The 18,240-nt window shown below is 71.5% G+C and carries 19 protein-coding genes; 10 read left to right on the top strand and 9 right to left on the bottom strand.

The window, feature by feature from the left end:
* Positions 1-3: 3 nt before the first annotated feature.
* Both ACSHV8_RS20650 and ACSHV8_RS20645 read left to right on the top strand, forming a co-directional pair.
* Positions 4-720: an SDR family oxidoreductase gene (locus tag ACSHV8_RS20650; protein ID WP_436535370.1), complete on the top strand. Its 717-nt coding sequence runs from the start codon at positions 4-6 to the stop codon at positions 718-720.
* Between the two features lie 123 nt (positions 721-843).
* Entirely contained in the window at positions 844-1,791 is a 948-nt protein-coding gene (locus ACSHV8_RS20645) for a hypothetical protein (protein WP_436535369.1), read from the top strand.
* Between the two features lie 12 nt (positions 1,792-1,803).
* Here the strand turns inward: ACSHV8_RS20645 and ACSHV8_RS20640 are convergent, their stop codons facing one another.
* Together ACSHV8_RS20640 and ACSHV8_RS20635 are read right to left on the bottom strand one after the other, a co-directional pair.
* Entirely contained in the window at positions 1,804-2,241 is a 438-nt protein-coding gene (locus ACSHV8_RS20640) for an RDD family protein (protein ID WP_436535368.1), read from the bottom strand.
* Between the two features lie 60 nt (positions 2,242-2,301).
* Complete coding sequence (locus tag ACSHV8_RS20635) at positions 2,302-2,814, bottom strand: tetratricopeptide repeat protein (RefSeq protein WP_436535367.1); 513 nt, start codon at positions 2,812-2,814, stop codon at positions 2,302-2,304.
* Positions 2,815-2,962: 148 nt separating this feature from the next.
* On the opposite strand from ACSHV8_RS20635, the gene ACSHV8_RS20630 reads away from it, so the two are divergent.
* Positions 2,963-4,471, top strand: coding sequence for an aldehyde dehydrogenase family protein (locus ACSHV8_RS20630; protein WP_436535366.1), 1,509 nt, complete (start codon positions 2,963-2,965; stop codon positions 4,469-4,471).
* A 1-nt stretch (position 4,472) separates the two neighbouring features.
* Here ACSHV8_RS20630 and ACSHV8_RS20625 read toward each other — a convergent pair whose 3' ends face one another.
* The 4 genes from ACSHV8_RS20625 to ACSHV8_RS20610 are packed head-to-tail and all read right to left on the bottom strand — an operon-like array spanning position 4,473 to position 7,214.
* Positions 4,473-4,940 (bottom strand): TIGR03618 family F420-dependent PPOX class oxidoreductase, encoded by a 468-nt coding sequence (locus ACSHV8_RS20625; RefSeq protein ID WP_436535365.1) that lies wholly within the window; start codon positions 4,938-4,940, stop codon positions 4,473-4,475.
* Positions 4,937-5,824 (bottom strand): SDR family NAD(P)-dependent oxidoreductase, encoded by an 888-nt coding sequence (locus tag ACSHV8_RS20620; protein ID WP_436535364.1) that lies wholly within the window; start codon positions 5,822-5,824, stop codon positions 4,937-4,939. The genes ACSHV8_RS20625 and ACSHV8_RS20620 overlap by 4 nt, the downstream gene beginning before the upstream one ends.
* A 1-nt stretch (position 5,825) precedes the next feature.
* Positions 5,826-6,578, bottom strand: a complete 753-nt coding sequence (locus tag ACSHV8_RS20615) for a glucose 1-dehydrogenase (RefSeq protein ID WP_436535363.1) — start codon at positions 6,576-6,578, stop codon at positions 5,826-5,828.
* A 30-nt stretch (positions 6,579-6,608) separates the two neighbouring features.
* On the bottom strand, positions 6,609-7,214 hold the full coding sequence (locus ACSHV8_RS20610) for a TetR/AcrR family transcriptional regulator (RefSeq protein WP_436535362.1): 606 nt from the start codon (positions 7,212-7,214) through the stop codon (positions 6,609-6,611).
* 94 nt (positions 7,215-7,308) lie between these two features.
* On the opposite strand from ACSHV8_RS20610, the gene ACSHV8_RS20605 reads away from it, so the two are divergent.
* The 5 genes from ACSHV8_RS20605 (at position 7,309) to ACSHV8_RS20585 (ending at position 14,336) form a co-directional block, all read left to right on the top strand.
* Entirely contained in the window at positions 7,309-8,391 is a 1,083-nt protein-coding gene (locus tag ACSHV8_RS20605) for a Zn-dependent alcohol dehydrogenase (protein ID WP_436535361.1), read from the top strand.
* A gap of 1 nt (position 8,392) precedes the next feature.
* A complete protein-coding gene (locus tag ACSHV8_RS20600; RefSeq protein WP_436535360.1) occupies positions 8,393-9,448 on the top strand; it encodes an LLM class F420-dependent oxidoreductase in 1,056 nt (351 codons plus the stop codon).
* Positions 9,449-9,510: 62 nt separating this feature from the next.
* Complete coding sequence (gene kstD, locus ACSHV8_RS20595) at positions 9,511-11,262, top strand: 3-oxosteroid 1-dehydrogenase (protein WP_436535359.1); 1,752 nt, start codon at positions 9,511-9,513, stop codon at positions 11,260-11,262.
* A 1-nt stretch (position 11,263) separates the two neighbouring features.
* A complete protein-coding gene (locus ACSHV8_RS20590; protein WP_436535358.1) occupies positions 11,264-12,859 on the top strand; it encodes a GMC oxidoreductase in 1,596 nt (531 codons plus the stop codon).
* A 40-nt stretch (positions 12,860-12,899) separates the two neighbouring features.
* Positions 12,900-14,336, top strand: a complete 1,437-nt coding sequence (locus ACSHV8_RS20585; RefSeq protein ID WP_436535357.1) for a glycoside hydrolase family 76 protein — start codon at positions 12,900-12,902, stop codon at positions 14,334-14,336.
* A 12-nt stretch (positions 14,337-14,348) separates the two neighbouring features.
* Here ACSHV8_RS20585 and ACSHV8_RS20580 read toward each other — a convergent pair whose 3' ends face one another.
* Positions 14,349-15,074 (bottom strand): SDR family oxidoreductase, encoded by a 726-nt coding sequence (locus tag ACSHV8_RS20580; RefSeq protein WP_436535356.1) that lies wholly within the window; start codon positions 15,072-15,074, stop codon positions 14,349-14,351.
* A gap of 109 nt (positions 15,075-15,183) precedes the next feature.
* On the opposite strand from ACSHV8_RS20580, the gene ACSHV8_RS20575 reads away from it, so the two are divergent.
* On the top strand, positions 15,184-15,885 hold the full coding sequence (locus tag ACSHV8_RS20575; RefSeq protein ID WP_436535355.1) for a TetR/AcrR family transcriptional regulator: 702 nt from the start codon (positions 15,184-15,186) through the stop codon (positions 15,883-15,885).
* Here ACSHV8_RS20575 and ACSHV8_RS20570 read toward each other — a convergent pair.
* On the bottom strand, positions 15,869-16,435 hold the full coding sequence (locus ACSHV8_RS20570; RefSeq protein ID WP_436535354.1) for a hypothetical protein: 567 nt from the start codon (positions 16,433-16,435) through the stop codon (positions 15,869-15,871). The genes ACSHV8_RS20575 and ACSHV8_RS20570 overlap by 17 nt on opposite strands.
* A gap of 211 nt (positions 16,436-16,646) precedes the next feature.
* Here ACSHV8_RS20570 and ACSHV8_RS20565 point away from each other — a divergent pair, with 211 nt between their 5' ends.
* Positions 16,647-17,417, top strand: a complete 771-nt coding sequence (locus ACSHV8_RS20565) for an SDR family NAD(P)-dependent oxidoreductase (protein ID WP_436535353.1) — start codon at positions 16,647-16,649, stop codon at positions 17,415-17,417.
* Positions 17,418-17,559: 142 nt separating this feature from the next.
* On the opposite strand, the gene ACSHV8_RS20560 is transcribed toward ACSHV8_RS20565, so the two are convergent.
* Positions 17,560-18,051: a hypothetical protein gene (locus ACSHV8_RS20560; RefSeq protein ID WP_436535352.1), complete on the bottom strand. Its 492-nt coding sequence runs from the start codon at positions 18,049-18,051 to the stop codon at positions 17,560-17,562.
* Positions 18,052-18,240: the final 189 nt, after the last annotated feature.

Raw genomic sequence — 18,240 nt, 5'->3', positions numbered from 1 at the left:
GCCATGGATCCCCTCGACTTCACCGGCCGCGGTGTGGTCGTCACCGGCGGCACCCGCGGCCTCGGCGCCGCGATCGCCTCGGCCTTCCTGGCCGCGGGCGCCCGCCTGCTGATCTGTTCCCGGGGTCCCTATCAAGGGCCGATCGATTGTGTACGGACGGATGTCCGCGACCCGGCCCAGGCGGCCGCCCTGCTGGCCACGGCCGAGGAACGGCTGGGACGGGTCGACGTGGTGATCAACAACGCCGGCGGCGCCCCACCGGCCCCGGCCGCGACCGCGTCCCCCCGGCTGCACGCGAAGATCATCGAACTCAACCTGATCGCGCCGCTGCACGTGGCCCAGGCGGCCAACGCGGTCATGCGGACACAGCCCGGCGGCGGCCTGATCCTGATGATCGGCAGCGTCAGCGGCACCCGCCCGTCACCCGGAACGGCGGCCTACGGCGCGGCCAAAGCCGGCCTGCACCACCTCGCGACCAGCCTGGCCGCCGAATGGGCCCCGGCCGTGCGGGTCAACTGCGTCGTCCCCGGCCCGATCGGCGACCTCGGCCTCGACCCGGAGGCGGTGGCGCGGACCATCCCGCTGGGGCGGCCGGCGACACCGGAGGAGGTGGCCGGCGTGTGCCTGCTCCTGGCGTCGCCGCTGGCCGCGTACATGTCCGGGGCGGCGGTCACCGTCCACGGTGGCGGCGAACGGCCCGGCTACCTGCCCGCCGTTTAGCGGCCCGCCCCGACACTCCCGGGGGATGGCAGCCCCGCGCGGCCGGGTCCACAATCCTTGCGTCCCGGTGAGAGGAGTCCAGGTGACGGCGTTCCTCGGCACGATCACGGTCCGGCCGTCCCGGTGACCTCCCCCGGCACGGGCGAGGTGGCCGGGGAGCGGGCCGGCTGGGCCGCCGGAGTCGTGGTCGTGGTGGTCGTCGGGGCGCTGTACTTCCAGTCGCGGACCGACGTGTTCCTGGACCCGCGGAACCTGCGGAACATGGCGATCACCGCGGTCAGCTTCGGCCTGCTCACCGTCGGCCAGACGCTGCTGCTGCGGATGCGCTACATCGATCCGTCGGCCGCCTCGATCGCCGGCCTCACCGGAGCGGGCACGGCCGTCCTGGTCAGCACCCACCACTGGCCGCTGGGCGCCGCGGTGATCGCGGCGATCCTGGCCGGCGCCGTGGTCGGCGGATTCAACGGCGTGCTGGCCGGCACCGTCGGAGGGGCCCGATTCCCGGCCCTGCTGGGCACGCTCGGCGTCCTCGGCCTGGCCGAACTGCTCCGCTACTACATCCTCGGCGACCAGGTGGTCCCGGTCACCGACCGGCAACTCCGGTGGTGGATCGGCACTCCGGAGATCGTCGTCCTGGCGCTGATCCTGCTCGCTTTCGCCCTGGCCCTCGCCAACCCCGGCGTGGCGGCGAGCCTGGACCGGGCCGGCCGATCCCACGACTCCGGCGACACCGGCGCCCGGCACACGAAACTGCTCGGCTTCGTCATCGTCGGCGTGCTGGCCGCGCTGGCCGGCCTGGCCGACATCGGGCGGGCCCAGGCCGCCGGTCCGTGGCCCACCACCAGCCTGGGCCTGGCCGCCATCGTCGCCGCCATTGCGGGCGGCGCCAGCGTCCGCGGCGGCCGGGGCGGCGCGCTCACCGTCGTCTGCGGCATCGTCCTGGTCGAGGCCCTCACCAACGGCCTGCTGCTGTCGGCCGCCGCCGCGGCCCAGGTGACGCTGGCCGTCACCGCCCTGGGTGCCGTCGCCCTGTCGCTCGACGTCCTGATCCGGCGCCCGGCACCGATCTGACCGGCCCGCCGGTCAGGCGCGGACGACCAGGGTCTTGGCGGCCATGTCACCGAGGCGCCGGCGGCGCGACGAGTTGACCACGACGATGAAGGCGACAAGGTAGGCGAGGATGCCGTCGATGAGCCGCAGCAGCGTGCGGACCAGGGCCGACACGAAGCCCGGCCGGTTACCGTTCTCGTCGACCACCCGGATGCCGGTGACGAGTTTGCCGACCGTCCAGCCGAACCAGCCCTCCAGCACGATGTAGTAGGCGAGCACGACCACGGCGGTCAGCAGGCTGCCACCGAACGACAGGGTGGTCAGGTCGAGAGTGCCCGAGGGCACCTTGACGTCGAAGATCCGGCCCAGAAGGTTGAGGACGATGCTCAGGACGACGCCGTCGATCAGCGTCGCGAAGATGCGGCGCCGGGTGACGTGGACGTTCAGGGAAGGCTGCTGTGCATAGGTCACGGCCCGGATCTTAGTGACCCTGTTCAATCCAACCTCTGGCCGCTCCGCGCCGCGTGCACCCTATTCGGGGCGGCCGTCGGCCAGCCACTTCGCGAGGCCGCGCAGTCCGACCGCCCATCGCCCGAGGTCGGTGACCTCGGCGTGCCCGGTGACGACGGTGAGCAGCTCGGCCACCGCCTCGTCGGCGCGTTCGGCGTCGTTGAGGGTGAGGGCGCGGAAGACCCGTACCGCATCGGAGTCGGGGAACTGCTCGCGGGCCCGGTCCAGCACGGCCAGGGACTCGTCCAGTTCGCCGAGCCACTTCAGCGTGCTCGCGTACTGGCACAGGCACCGCCGCAGCACGTCGCCGTCGAGGCCCAGGGCGAGGGCGCGCTCGTAGTGGCCGCGGGCGGTCTGCTCCTGACCGGCGGTGTCGTAGGCGCCGGCCACCTCGTACACCAGGACCGGGTGGTCCGGGTGCCGGGCCAGCAGTGCCTCGAAGTAGGCGATCGTCGGGGCCATGTTCTCCCGGTCGCGCTGGTCGTACCCGCGCTGGATCGCCTCGGCCAGTTCGGCCGTCACCTCGGTCGTCACAGCTGTGCCCCCGTTCGGTAGATGCTGAAGATCAACCGACGACTGTACGCCGTGGCCACCCGGAGCAAGCTCTGGCGGACCCGCGAGGCGCGGCGTACCCTGCGCGTAAGTAGAACGTGTTTCAGTATTGCCGCACCGGAGGTGCCGGATGGTTCTCTCGATCAAGACCAGGCGGGACGCGGTCGGCCTGGCCACCGGCGAGCTGCTGATCGACGGCGTCTGGCGCCCGGCGGCCGACGGCCGGACCTGGACCCACCGTCACCCGGCCACCGGCGAGCAGGTCGGCGACTTCGCGGTGGCCGCCCCGGCCGACGTCGACGCGGCCGTCCGCGCCGCCCGCGCCGCGTTCGACGAGGGTTCGTGGCCGCGGTCCCGGGCCAAGCAGCGGATCACCGTGCTGCGCCGGGCGGCCGAGCTGATCCGCACCCACACCGACGAGCTGCGCACCCTGCAGGCGCTCGACAACGGCGTACCGCTGACCTTCGGCGACGAGTACGCGATGTCGATCGAATGTGTCGCCGACGTCTTCGACCACCACGCCGGCTGGGTCGACAAGCTGGCCGGCGAGACCCTGCCCGGCTATCAGGGCGGCGACCACCTGGTGATGACCCTGCGCGAACCGGTCGGCGTGGTCGCCGCGGTCGTCCCGTGGAACGGTCCGCTGCTGCTGGCCGCGCAGAAGATCGCCCCCGCCCTGGCCGCCGGCTGCACCGTCGTGCTCAAGCCGTCCGAGTTCGCCACGTTCGCCGCGCTGCGACTGGTGCGGCTGCTGGAGGAGGCCGGGCTCCCGGCCGGCGTGCTCAACGTGGTGACCGGCCCGGGCGACCCGACCGGCGAGGCACTGATCACCCACCCGCTCCTCGACAAGATCACCTTCACCGGCAGCCGGGCCGTCGGCAAGCGGGTGCTGGCCGCCGCCTCCGAGGGCATGAAGCGGGTCAGCCTGGAGCTGGGCGGCAAGAGCCCGTCGATCGTCTTCCCGGACGCCGAGGTGTACGCCGCCGCGACCCTCACCATGGGCACGGTCACCCTCGGCCTCTCCGGCCAGGCGTGCGTGGCCCACTCCCGGGCGCTGGTCCACCGGGACGTGTACGACGAGTTCCTGGCCATCGCCGAGGGCATGACCAGCCTGGTCACCTACGGCGACCCGTTCGATCCGGAGGTCACCGCCGCGCCGCTGATCAACGAGCGGCAGCTGGACCGGGTGCTCGGCTACATCGAGCGCGGGCAGGCCGAGGGCGCGCGACTGGTCTGCGGCGGCGGGCGCCCGGACGGCGAACTGTCGGCCGGCAACTTCGTCGACCCGGTCGTCTTCGCCGACGTCGCCAACGACGCCACGATCGCCCGGGAGGAGATCTTCGGCCCGGTCCTGGCCGTGGTGCCGTTCACCGACGAACAGGAGGCGGTCCGGCTGGCCAACGACACCTCGTACGGGCTGGCCGCCACCGTCTACACCGCGGACGTGAAGCGCGCGATCCGGATGGCCCGGGCGGTTCGCGCCGGCACCGTCGGCATCAACGGTTACCAGCTGGAGCCGCACGTCGCGTTCGGCGGCTTCGGCCAGTCCGGGCTGGGCCGCGAGGGCGGCCGTTCCTCCGTCGAGGCCTACACCGAACTCAAGACGGTCCTGATCCCGACCGGTGACGAGATGATGTGAGTCAACCGAGCAGGCGCCGGTGGTCCCAGCTGATCACTCGGCGCGGCTCGACCACGTAGGCCGCCCGTTTCGGCGCCGCGTGCGCGACGTAGTCGTCCAGCGCCTCCGCCGGCAGGTCGCCGCCCGTCGGGCCGGGCATCCGGGCGGCCACCAACCGACCCACCGCCGTCACCCCGGCCAGGTCCTCGATCACGGTCACCACCCCGGTCACCTGTACGCCGCGCAGGTCGAAGTAGTCGTCGCCGTCCTCGACCAGGCAGGTCACCCGGGGGTCGCGGGCCAGGTTGCGGGCTTTCTGCGACGCCCGGTAGGTCCAGAACGCGATCCGCCCGTCCCGCATCCCGTAGAACATGCTGACCAGGTGCGGCGTACCGTCCGCGTTGATCGTCGCCAGTTGCAGTTTGCGACCGGCGGCCAGCAGCGCGGCGATCTCGGCCGCGGGCATCGAGACGGTGTCGCGCTGTTTCACGAGGCTTCCCCGAATGTCGCGTCGGCCAGCGGCAACGTCTCCTCGCAGACGAACCCGGTCCGCGGCGGGTCGGCCGTGAACACTTTTCCGAGGGTCGCGTCCAGTTCGTCGACCGTCCACCGGTCGCCCGACGCGTGGAAGGCGGCCCGCACCGTGGGCGGCCCGAGCAGCGCCACCACATCACCGTGGGCCACGAACACCTCCCCGTTGATCCGTTCCCCGCCCGGCCCGGCCAGGTAGGCCACCAGCGGCGCGACCCGGGCCGGGTCGAGCGGATCGGCCCCCGAGGGCGCCGGCCCCATCAACGCCCCGGTCATCGCCGTGCGGGCTCGCGGGCAGATGGCGTTGGCCCGCACGCCGTAGCGGGCGCACCCCCGGGCCGTGGCCAGGGTCAACGCCACGATCCCGCCCTTGGCCGCGGCATAGTTGGGCTGCCCGGCCGACCCGAGCAGGAACGCCTCGGACGCGGTGTTGACCACGCGGGCGTAGACCGGCCGCCCGGCCGCTTTGCTCTGCTCCCGCCAATACGCCGTGGCCAGCCGCGTCGTCACGAAGTGGCCGCGCAGATGCACCCGGATCACGGCGTCCCACTCCTGCTCGGACATCGAGAAGATCATCCGGTCGCGCAGCACCCCGGCGTTGTTGACCAGGATGTCCACCCCGCCGAAGGCGGCCAGCAGCGCCTCCCCGGTCGACCATTCGGCGACGTCGCCGGGGCAGACCGCGGCCCCCGGGATCTCGGCGGCCACTCGATCGAGACCCGGTCCCGGAAGATCGTTGAGGACGACCCGGGCGCCTTCCAGGGCCAGCGCGCGGGCCTCGGCCGCGCCGAGTCCCTGCCCGGCGCCGGTGACCACGGCGATCCGCCCGTCCAGGGAGCCCATCTCAGTATCCCGGCCCGGCGAGCAGCCCGCCGTCGGCCAGGAACTCGGCGCCGGTGGTGTAGGACGACTCGTCCGAGGCGAGGAACGCGACGAGGCGGGAGATCTCGATCGGCTCGGCGAACCGCGCGATCGGCAGCGACTTGAGGAACGCGGCCGGATCGACGCCGGTCAGATGCTCGGCCGCGCTGATCGCCATGGAGGTCATGACGCCACCCGGGTGCACCGAGTTGACCCGGATCCCGGACGGCCCGAGCTCCTGCGCGGCCGACCGGGTGATGCCGCGGATGCCGAACTTGCTGGCGCTGTAGGCCGACAGCCCGGCCGCCCCGGCGAAACCCTCGATCGACGACACGTTGACGATCGAGCCGCGCCCGGCCGCGATCATCGGCGGCGCCGCGAAGTGCACGCCGAGCCAGCAACCGACCAGGTTCACGTCGAGCACCCGGCGGAACTCGGCCGGGTCCATGTCGGCGATCGCGCCGTGCCGCAGGATCCCGGCGTTGTTGATCAGAACATCGATTTTCCCGTACGTGTTCAGCACGGTCCCGATCGCCGTGGCCCAGTCGGCCTCGCTGGTCACGTCCTGGTGCACGTAGACACCGCCGACGCCGTCGGCGACCGCGGCGCCCTTGTCGTCGAGCACGTCCCCGATCACCACCCGGGCGCCCTCGGCCGCGAAGTGCCGGGCGTGCGACTTGCCCATGCCGCGTGCGCCACCGGTGATGAGAGCGACCTTGCCGTCCAGCCGGCCCATGGCGTACCTCCCAAGCGCTTGCTTGGGAGACTAGCGCTTGACGATGCCGTCGAACAGTAGGCCGAGCAGTCCGTCGACGATCGCGTCGGTGCTCCACGACTTGCCCCGCGCCTGCTTCCACGAGGTGGGGATCCACAGGATGTCGCGCAGCAGGCGGTAGACCAGGCGGGCGTTCAGGTCGGCCCGGAACTGCCCGGCCTGTTTGCCCCGCTCCAACTGGTCGATCCAGGTCTGCTCGATCTCCTTCATGGCCGTACGCAGATAGGCGAAGCGTTTTTGGGCGCTGAAATAGGCCCAGTCGTTCTGCAGCATGGTCAACGCGGCCCGGTGCCGGCTGAGCGCCGCGGTGCTGAAGCGCACCATCCGCTCGATCGCCGCGCGCGGGTCGTCGACCCCGGCCACCGCCTCGCGATAGCCGCCGAGCACGTCGTCGAGGAAACCTCGCAGGATCTCGTCGCCGATCGACTCCTTGGAGTCGAAGTGGTGGTAGAGACTGCCGGACAGGATGCCGGCGGCGTCGGCGATCTCGCGGACCGTGGTGGCCCGGAAGCCCTTCTCCGCGAACAGGTCGGCCGCCAGCCGGATCAGGTGGGCCCGGCGCTCCGACGGCGGGGCGGCCTTCTTCGTGGTCGTCACCTGGTCGATTATGCCCAACCGGCCAATCGCTTGCTCGGGTGCGGGGCGCCCTCTAGCGTAGAACGCGTTCTAATTTATGACGGAGGTGGGCGAGGTGCGGGCAGCGGTACTCCACGATCTGGGCGAGAAACTCGACATCCGCGACGATGTGACCGTGCTCGGGCCGGGCCCGGGCGAGATCCGGATCCGCGTGCGCGCGGCCGGGGTCTGCCACTCCGACCAGTCGGCCCGCGACGGCGGCCTGCCCCAGCCGATGCCCGCGGTGCTCGGCCACGAGGCCGCCGGCGACGTGATCGAGGTCGGCAACGGCGTGGACGACCTCGCCCCGGGCGACCGGGTCATCGTCAACTGGTTGCCCTCCTGTGGAACCTGCGCCGAATGTCTGCGCGGCGAGCCGTACCTGTGCATGACCCACGTCATGAACGGCTACGCGATGCCCCGCTTCATGGCCGGTGACCGGCCGATCTTCGGGATGGCCGGCTGCGGTGCGTTCGCTGAGGAGATGGTCGTGCCGCGGATCGGCGCCGTCCCGATCGACGCCGACGTGCCCTACGAAGTGGCCGCGCTGGTCGGCTGCGGCGTGATGACCGGGGTCGGTGCGGTCGTCAACACCGCTCGGGTCCGGCCGGGTGAGACCGTCGTCGTGATCGGCTGCGGCGGGGTCGGCATCTCGGCGATCCAGGGCGCTCGCGTCTCCGGCGCCGCGCTCATCGTGGCCGTCGACACCGTGCCGGCCAAGCTCGACGTCGCGCGCCGCTTCGGCGCCACCCACGCGGTCACCCCCGACCAGCTCAGCGACCTGATCGTCGAGGTCACCGGGGCCGAGGGCTTCGACTACGCGTTCGACGTGGTCGCCCTCCCGCAGACGCTGCGGACCGCCTGGTCGGCCGCCCGTCGCGGCGGCACGGTCGTCGTGGTCGGCGCCGGGCGGGCCGAGCATCAGGTCGAGTTCAACCCGTTCGAGCTGCTCTTCGAGGGCAAGAGGATCATTCCTTCGCTGTACGGATCGGCCTACCCGCCCCGCGACTTCCCGAAGCTGATCGCGCTGTGGCGGGCCGGGCGCCTCGACCTGGAAGGCATGATCACGCACCGGCTGCGCCTCGACGAGGTGGACGACGCGCTCGCCGCCCTGGGCCGCGGCGACGTGATCCGCCAGGTCATCGTCCAGGACGCCTGACGTGCGGCTGGGCATCCAGCTCGGCTACAGCGGGGAGGGCTTCGCGGCGGCCGTCGAGGAGGTCGCCGAGTTCGAGGCGGCCGGCGCCGACCTGGTCGTGGTCCCCGAGGCGTACAGCTTCGACGCCGTCAGCCAGCTCGGCTACCTCGCCGCCCGGACCACCCGGATGGAGCTGGCCTCCGGGGTCATGCAGCTCTACACGCGCACGCCGACGCTGACCGCGATGACCGCGGCCGGGCTCGACTACGTCTCCGGCGGCCGCTTCTCGCTCGGCCTGGGCGCGTCCGGCCCGCAGGTCATCGAGGGTTTCCACGGGGTCGCCTACGACGCACCGCTGGCCCGGACCCGGGAGATCGTCGACATCTGCCGCTCGGTGTGGCGGCGCGAGACCCTCGTGCACGCGGGGGAGCGGTACCGGATCCCGCTGCCGCCCGGCCAGGGCACCGGCCTGGGCAAACCGCTGAAGCTGATCAACCGGCCGGTCCGCGACCGCATCCCGATCCTCCTCGCGGCCATGGGCCCGCGCAACGTCGCCCTGGCGGCCGAGATCGCCGACGGCTGGCAGGCGCTCTTCCTCGACCCCGATGCGCTGCCCGAGGTGTTCGGCCCGGCCCTGGCCCAGGGGCGGGCCCGCCGTGACCCGGCGCTCGGGCCGCTCGACATCATGGTGCCGCTGCCGTTCGCGGTCGCCGAACCGTCGCAGACGCTGCTGGCCCGGCACCGGGCGCAACTCGCCCTCTACATCGGCGGGATGGGCGCCCGTGGCCGCAACTTCTCCAACGACCTCGTCCGGCGGTACGGCTACGCCGAAGCGGCGGCCACCATCCAGGACCTGTTCCTGAGCGGGCGGCGGGCCGAGGCGGCCGCGGCCGTGCCCGAGCGCCTGGTGAACGCGACCGCGCTCGTCGGGCGGCCGGACGAACTGCGCGAACGGGTGGCCGCGCTGGCCGCCGCGGGCGTGACGACCCTCGTGGTCTCCCCGCTGGCCGCGACCCGGCCGGAACGGGTCAAGGACGTCGCAGAACTGAAACACGTTCTTATAGATGCACCCCTTTGACATCACGGGCTGCGTGGACTGATAGTAGAACGCGTTACAGCTCCAACGTCCGAGGAGCTCGCATGTCCGGTCACCTCAATCGGCGCCAGGTTCTGGCCGGCGCCGCCGCTCTCGGAACCGGCCTGGTCGCCGGTTCGTCCGCGCTCGCCGGTCCGGCCCGAGCCGCCCAGGCCTCGTACGACGTGGTGGTCGTCGGCTGCGGCGCCGCCGGGATGACCGCCGCGCTGCGCGCCGCCAAGCGCGGTCTCAGCGTCCTGGTCGTGGAGAAGGCGCCGACGTTCGGCGGCTCGGCCGCCCGTTCCGGCGCCGGCATCTGGATCCCCAACAACCAGGTCATCCTCGCCGCCGGGGTGCCCGACACCCCGGCCAAAGCCGCCGCCTACCTGGCCGCGGTGGTCGACGGTGACGTGCCGACCGCCAAGCAGCAGGCGTTCCTGGCCAACGGCCCGTCGATGATCTCGTTCGTCATGGCCAACAGCCCACTGCGGTTCCGGTACATGGACGGCTACTCCGACTACTACCCGGAGCTGCCCGGCGGCATCGCCCGCGGGCGCTCGATCGAACCGGACCTGTTCGACGGCAAACTGCTCGGCGCCGAGCTGGCCCACCTGAACCCGGCCTACCTGGCCACCCCGGCCGGGCTGACCGTGTTCAGCGCCGACTACAAGTGGCTCAACCTGGCCCTGGTCAACCTCAAGGGCACGGCCGTCGCGGCCGAGTGCGTGGCCCGCTACACCGCCGCCGTCCTGGCTGGGAAGACGCCGCTGACCATGGGGCAGGCCCTGGCCGGGGCGCTGCGGGCCGGTCTGGCCTCGGCCGGCGTGCCGGTCTGGCTGAACACGCCACTGACCGACCTGCAGATCGACACGACCGGCCGGGTCACCGGCGTCGTCGTCGACCGGGACGGCGTGGCCACCGGGATCAGCGCCACCCGCGGCGTGCTGGTCGCGGCCGGCGGGTTCGAGCACAACCTGGCGATGCGCCTGACCTACCAGCGGCAGCCGATCGGCGTCGACTGGACCGTGGGTGCCCGGGAGAACACCGGCGACGGCATCCGGGCCGGGCTGCTGGCCGGGGCGGCCACCGACTTCCTCGACGACGCGTGGTGGGGGCCGGCCATCCCGCTGCCCGAGGAACCGTACTTCTGCCTGGCCGAACGCACCCTGCCCGGCAGCATCCTGGTCAACCGCGCCGGGAAGCGCTTCGTCAACGAGGCCGCGCCCTACAGCGACGTCGTGCACGTCATGTACGACAAGAACAGCGCGTCCCCGGACATCCCGTCCTGGCTGATCTTCGACCAGAACTACCGCAACCGGTACCTGTTCCGGGACGTCTCGCCCGGCCTGCCGTTCCCCGACTCCTGGTACTCGTCCGGGGCCGTGGTCAAGGACTTCACGCTCGGCGGACTGGCCGCCAAGATCGGGGTGCCGGCGTCGGGGTTGGTGGCCACGGTGAGCCGGTTCAACGGGTTCGCCCTGACCGGCCAGGACACCGACTTCCACCGCGGGGACAGCGCCTACGACCACTACTACACCGATCCCGCGGTCATGCCGAACTCGTGCCTGGCGCCGCTGTGGCTGCCGCCGTACTACGCCTGCAAGATCGTGCCGGGGGACCTGGGCACCAAGGGCGGACTGCGGACCGACCCGCGCTCCCGGGTGCTGCGGGCCGACGGGACGGTCATCGCCGGGCTGTACGCGGCCGGCAACTCCAGCGCGGCCGTCATGGGCCACAGCTACGCCGGGGCCGGATCCACCATCGGGCCGGCCATGACCTTCGGATACATCGCGGCCGACGAGATGGCGGGGGCCTGAGATGACCAGTCGACGGACCCTGCTGCGGGCCGCCGCCCTCGGGGCCCCGGCCGCCGTACTCCTCGCGAAAGCCTCGGCCGCCGGAGCCGCCCTGACCACCGGCGATCACGTGCCCGCACTGGTCATCGGCAGCGGCTACGGGGGCGCGGTGACCGCGCTGCGCCTGACCCGAGCCGGGATCGCCACCGCCGTCGTCGAGATGGGCCTGGCCTGGAACACGCCCGGCTCGGACGGCAAGGTCTTCTGCGACATGCTCAACCCGGACCGGCGCTCCTACTGGCTGCGGACCACCACCGACCAGCCGCTCGGCTACTTCCTCGGGATCGGCGTCAACAAGACGATCCCGAGGTACACCGGGGTCCTGGACTCCGAGAAGTTCGCCGGCATCCGGGTCTACCAGGGCCGCGGTGTCGGCGGGGGATCGCTGGTCAACGGCGGCATGGCCGTGGTGCCCAGGCGTGACTACTTCGCCGAGATCCTGCCGACCGTCGACGTCGCCTCGATGTACGACACGTACTTCCCGCGGGCCAACGCCGCGCTTGGCGTCAACGCCATCGACCCCGCCTGGTTCGAGACGGCCGACTGCTACCGGTTCGCGCGGGTCAGCCGCGACCAGGCCAATGCGTCCGGGTACGCGACGACGTTCCTGAACAACGTGTACGACTTCGGCTACATGAAACAGGAGCAGGCCGGGACGGTGACCCGGTCGGCCCTGGCCAGTGAGGTCATCTACGGCAACAACTACGGGAAACGGTCGCTGGACAAGACGTATCTGGCCGCGGCGGCGGCCACCGGGCGACTGTCGATCACCACCGGGCACGTGGTCACCGCCGTCGCGCCGCACAGCGCGGGCGGATACGCGGTGACCGTCGACCAGATCGACACCGCCGGGGTCACGGTGGCCGTCAAGACCGTACGCGCAGATCGGGTTTTCTTTGCCGCGGGCAGTGTCGGCACCAGCAAGCTGCTGGTCGCCATGAAGGCGCAGGGCACACTGCCGAGCCTTCCGGACGCGGTCGGGCAGGGCTGGGGCAACAACGGCAATGTCATGGTCGCCCGCGCCCAGCACGTGTGGACCACGACCGGCGCCCTGGAATCCGGCATGCCGGCCATGGGCATCGACAACTGGGCCGACCCGGCCGGGCCGGTCTTCGCCGAGATCGCGCCGTTCCCGGCCGGCACCGAACTGTGGATCAGCCTGTACCTGGCCATCACCAAGAACCCGAACCGGGCCCGATTCACCTGGAACACGTCGACCGGGACGGTGGACCTGAGCTGGCAGACCGCGCAGAACCAGCCGGCGATCGCCGCGGCCGAGCGGGTCTTCGACACCATCAACAAAGCCCAGGTGACGGTGTATCGCAGCGACCTGTTCGGGGTGAACAAGGTGTGGGGCGACGACTTCACCTACCACCCGCTGGGCGGTTGCGTGCTCGGCCAGGCCACCGACAACTACGGGCGGCTGCCCGGATACCCCGGGTTGTACGTGATGGACGGCTCGCTGATCCCCGGCAGCATCGGCGTCAACCCGTTCGTCACGATCACCGCCCTGGCCGAACGCAACATCGAGAAGATCATCGCCACCGACCTGTCCTGAAAGTTAACAGTCTTGACAGATTTGCGTCGATGGATGTCGAATGGCGGGCATGATCTCCCGGATCGTGGTGGTCGCCGCCGTCCTCGCCGCCGGCGTGATCCTGCCCGCGGCACCGGCCCCGGCCGCGACCGTCTGCAACCGATACTGCGACGGGCGCGACCCGGCGTCCGCGCCGGCCGACCGGGTCGCGGTGACCAGCGGCCTCTACGGACGCACGTTCCGGCTGCACGTCAACGACACCGACGCGATGGCCTGGGCCACGATCGACGGCGGTCAGGCCGGCGACGAGGTGTGGCTCGACCGCTCGTTCGACGGCGGCCGCACCTGGGCCGGCGACAGCCGGCTCGGTGGCACCACCATCCCGGCGGGTGCCACCGGCTGGCGCACCGCCCAGTACAACGTCGACGACTGGAACACCGACGGCGTCGGCGCTCTGCGAGCCTGCGGAAAAGCCGGGGACAGAACCGAGATCAGCTGTACGTCGTGGGCCCGCGCCACCTGGAACGCGTGGGACCGGCGGACCGCCGCCGCGACCGCGCTGATGATGCGCTTCGACCGCGGCACCGGCCTGTTCGACACCGGCGGCTGGTGGACCGGGGCGAACGCGCTCACCGCGGTCGCCGACAACATCCGGCGCAGCGGCATGCACAGCTACCAGTACGCGATCGCGAGCACCTACGACAAGAACGTCAACGCGCGGCTGGGGCAGTTCCGCAACGAATACCTCGACGACACCGGCTGGTGGGGACTGGCCTGGGTGGACGCGTACGACGTGACCGGCGACAGCCGGTACCTGAACACCGCCCGCGCCGACGCCGACCACATGTTCAGTTATTGGGACGGGACCTGTGGCGGCGGGGTCTGGTGGAAGACCGACCGCAAGAACAAGAACGCCATCGAGAACAGCCTGTACATCCAGCTCAACGCGGCCCTGAGCCGGCGGATCGCCGGGGACACGGTCTATCGTTCCCGCGCCCAGCAGGCGTGGACCTGGTTCCAGGGCACGGGCATGCTCAACGGGTCGAGCCTCGTCAACGACGGGATCAACCTGAGCACCTGCAGGAACAACGGGGACGTGACCTGGACGTACAACCAAGGGGTTTTGATCAATGCCCTTGTGCGACTGAACGAGGTGACCGGGGACGCGAACGCGCTGGCCACCGCCCGCCGGATCGGTGACGCCATGACCACCAGCGGATACCTGTCCCCGAACGGGATCCTGCGGGAACCGAACGAACCGGATGCCTGCTCGGGTGACGGCGCCTCCTTCAAGGGCGCGGCCATCCGCGGCCTGGGCGTCCTGAACATGGCGGTGGGCGGCGCCTACAACACCTACCTGACCCGCAACGCGGACAGCGCCTTCACTCGGGACCGGGACAGCCTCGACATGTACGGATCGCACTGGGCCGGCCCCTTCGCCGGCACCAATCACAGTTGTCAGCACAGCGCCCTCGACCTGCTCAACGCCGCACCCTGACCGGGACGACCGTCAGATGATGCCGCCGTTGGCGCGGACGATCTGACCGTTGACCCAGTGACCGGCCGCGCCACCGAGGAAGGCGACGACGTTGGCGATGTCCTCCGGGGTGCCCAGGCGCTCCAGCGGCGGCTGCTTGGCCAGGCGCTCGATCGTCGCCTCGTCCTTGCCGTCCAGGAACAGGTCGGTGGCGGTGGGGCCGGGGGCGACCGCGTTCACCGTGATGTCGCGCCCGCGCAACTCGCGGGCCAGGATCAGGGTCATCGCCTCGACCGCGCCCTTGGTGGCGGTGTACGCCCCATAGGTCGGGAACTGCAGCCCCACGACCGAGGTGGAGATCAGCACGATCGAGCCTCCCGGGCGTAGCCGGCGGGCCGCCTCACGGGCGACGGCGAAGGCGCCGCGCATGTTCGTCCGGTAGAGCGCGTCCAAGTCGTCGAGGTCCAGTTCGGCGATGGGGGACAGCGGCATCCGCCCGGCCGAGTTGACGACCGTGTCGACCCCGCCGAACGCCTCCGTGGCGGCGTCGAACATGGCCGCGACCTGGTGCTCGTCGGCCACGTCGGCCTGCACGGCCAGGGCCTGCCCGCCGGCCCCGGTGATGTGCTCGACGACCTCGGCCGCCGCTTTCTCGTTGCCCGCATAGCCGACGACGACCGCGTAGCCGTCCGCGGCCAGCTTGATCGCGCTGGCCCGCCCGATGCCCCGCGAACCGCCGGTGACGATGGCGACCTTCATGGCTTCCCACCTCTTCGCTAGTGGTGATACGGAGTATCCGTAGCGCCGATAGGGAAAACCGTAGCACGCCGTCGCGATCGCTGCTAGCGGAATGCCGTATCATTGATTTATGCAGGAAGAGGCGGATGCGGCACTGCGAGTGGCGTTGATCGAGGCGGCCGAGCGGCAGCTGGCCGCATCGGCCGACGGGGACATCGCGACCCGCGCGGTGTGCGACGAGGTCGGAGTCACCCAGCCGGTGCTCTACCGGCTCTTCCGGGACAAGCGCGGGCTGCTCGCGGCCGTCGCCGAGGCCGGCTCGCAACGGTACGCACGGCACAAGCTCGACCTGGAACAGACCGGCGACCCGGTCGCCGACCTGTACGCGGGCTGGGACGACCACATGGCGTTCGCGGCGGCCAACCCTGCCCTCTATCGCCTGATGTTCACCACGTCGGCCGCCCACCAGCGCATCCTCGACCTCCTGGAGGCTGCGCTGGTCCGGGTCGCGGCAGCCGGCGCCCTGCGGATGACCCCCCGGCAGGCGGCCCGGCTGATCCTGCCGGCCAACATCGGGGTGGCGCTGGCGCGGATCGCCCACCCGGCCCTCTACGACGACGCCGACCAGTCACACCGGATGCGTGATGCCGTCTTCGCCGCCGTGCTCACCGAGCCGGCCGCGCCCGCCGGCGCCGTTTCCGACCCGGTCCGGGGCGCCGCGCGTCAGCTGCGCTCCCAGCTGACCCTGGCCGGCACGGACCGGCTGGAACCGGTCGAGGTCGCCCTGCTGGACCGCTGGCTGGAGCGCATGGACGTCACCCCAGAAGCCTGATCAGCGCCTCCCGGTAGGAATGGTCGGCGCCCGGCCACTCGTCGTGCACCCGGGCACCGGTCTCCCACCACTGCGCCAGCCCGCGCCCCCTCTCCTGCCCGGCCCGGGTATGCACGCACAGCGCGTAGTCCGGGACGGTGACGGCCAGCCGGCCCGCCTCGACCATCACGCGCACGTAGTCGGCGTGCTCCGAGCTGGTCCGGTCCTTGGGCGCGGTGGCCAGGTAGCGCACGGCGTGCACGACCTGCATCACGTCGGTGCCGCCGCTGTTCTCGTAGTCGGTCTGCAACTCGCGCAGCAGCACCGGCGCGAGCGGCGCGCCCATCCCGACGTCCTCCACGGCGATCAGCCGCAGCCGCCGCCACAGGTGCGCGGCGACCTCGGCCGAGGTGCGGTGCATCTCGTAGGCCGCGAGCACCGCGTTGTCCACGTTCCCGCGGCGGATCTCCTTCTGCAGCACCGAGACGAGTTGATCGACCGGGACTCCGCCCGGGCTGGTCATCCGGGTGTACGGGTCCTCGGTGTGCGGCGGCGGTCCCATGGCGATCATGGCGTTTCCCTTCCCTCGAACGGTCGGGCGCGTCCGCAACCGGAAGGGGCCTCGCTGTCTCCACCCTGCCACGGTCCGAAGATCAAGACCACGACAAACATTTCGCCGTACGGCGTGGAGCCGCGACCCGCCGCAGTCGGCCGACTCAAGCCTCCGCCGCTCGTCCGCCCCTACGGTGACAGGTGTACATCACCGGCTGAAGGGGTCATCGATGGATCTGGGACTGAACGGCAAACACGTGGTCGTCACCGGCGCCGGCCGCGGCATCGGCCTGGCGATCGTCCGCGCGTTCGCGGCCGAGGGCGCGACGATCGTCGCCGGTTCCCGGCGGGCCACCGCCGAGCTGAAGGAACTGCCCGGCGTCACCGCGATCGAGGTCGACCTGGGCGCCCCGGACGGCCCGTCCCAGCTGATCGAGGCGGCCGGCGACCGGATCGACGTCCTGGTCAACAACATCGGGATCGCCCCGCCCCGCACCGGCGGGTTCCTCGAGGTCACCGACGAGATGTGGCTGACCACCTGGAACCTCGACGTGATGGCCGCGGTGCGGGCGACCCGGGCCGCGCTGCCCGTGATGCTCGCGAACGGCGGTGGCGCGATCGTGAACACCGGTTCGGTCAACGCCCGCCTGCCCGACCCGCTCGTCGTCGACTACTCGGCGGCCAAGGCCGCCCTGACCAACCTGGCCAAGTCGCTGTCGAAGGAGTTCGGCCCGCGCGGGATCCGGGTGAACACGGTCGCCCCGGGGCCGGTCGCCACCGACCTGTGGCTGGGCGACGGCGGCGTCGCCGCGACGGTCGGCGCGGCCACCGGCCAGGACCCGCGCGAGGTCGAGGCGGGCGCGGCGGCGGCCATGGTCACCGGCCGTTTCACCCGGCCCGAGGAGGTCGCCGACCTGGTCCTGCTGCTGGCCGGCAACCGGGCCGGCAACGTGACCGGCGCCGAGTTCACCATCGACGGCGGCATGGTCACGACGCTCTGACGCCGTCGAGGCCCGGGGACGGTGAACGCCGTCCCCGGGCCTCGACCTTCACGGCCGTACGCGAAGAATGATCTTGCCGGGCTGGCGGGGCCGCCGCCCGCCCCGCTGTGCCTCGCGCGAGCTCCGGGCGCCCGTGGGCTGTTCAGTTGCGGGGAGTGCGGATCAGCGGGGAGTCGCACCAGCCGTCGGAGTTGCCGTTCAGGTAGACGCGGGCGTAGACGCCGATGGCGGATCCCGCGTTGTGCCAGGCGCCCTGCTCCCAGTTGCCGCCGGTGTTCGCGATGGAGTCGACGTCGTGCAGGGTGTCGGCCGAGCCGCCCCAGGCCCGGATGATCGGCCGGCTGCCGTCCTGCTGCAACGTGGAGACGACCATGCGCGACGGCGTGAACAACGGGCTCGTGTCCCAGCCGAACCACCAGACGTGGAACTGGTCGAGGTTGTCATCGTTCCAGTCGAGCACGAACTCGAACTTGACCGTCCGATTGCTGACCGGGATCTTGCAGGTCGGGTAGTACCACCCGCTGAGCTCGGCGGACGCCGGCTGCGGGGCCACCGCGACGGCCGCGACCACGCCGGTCAGCAGGGCCAGCGCGGACTGCAACACGCGCCGCGGCGAGGCAAGACGTAACGACATTCGTCGACTCCCTGGTGTCGGTTGCCCACAGCCTAGAGAAGTTGATCGAATTCTTGCGGCCGGCGCGGTGGGGAGTCGGGTCGCGGCGGGGTTGCCTGGTTCGATCATGATGGATGGGTGAATCTGCGCCGTCGGGTCAGCATGCGGGTGGTCGCGGGGGTTTTGGCGACAGCGCTGGCGGGATTCGCC

It is taken from the genome of Actinoplanes sp. HUAS TT8, from assembly GCF_051380535.1.
Classification (GTDB): Bacteria; Actinomycetota; Actinomycetes; order Mycobacteriales; family Micromonosporaceae; genus Actinoplanes.
The sequence above is the reverse complement of the archived record's forward strand: the minus strand, read 5'-3'. Positions and strand labels throughout refer to the sequence as shown.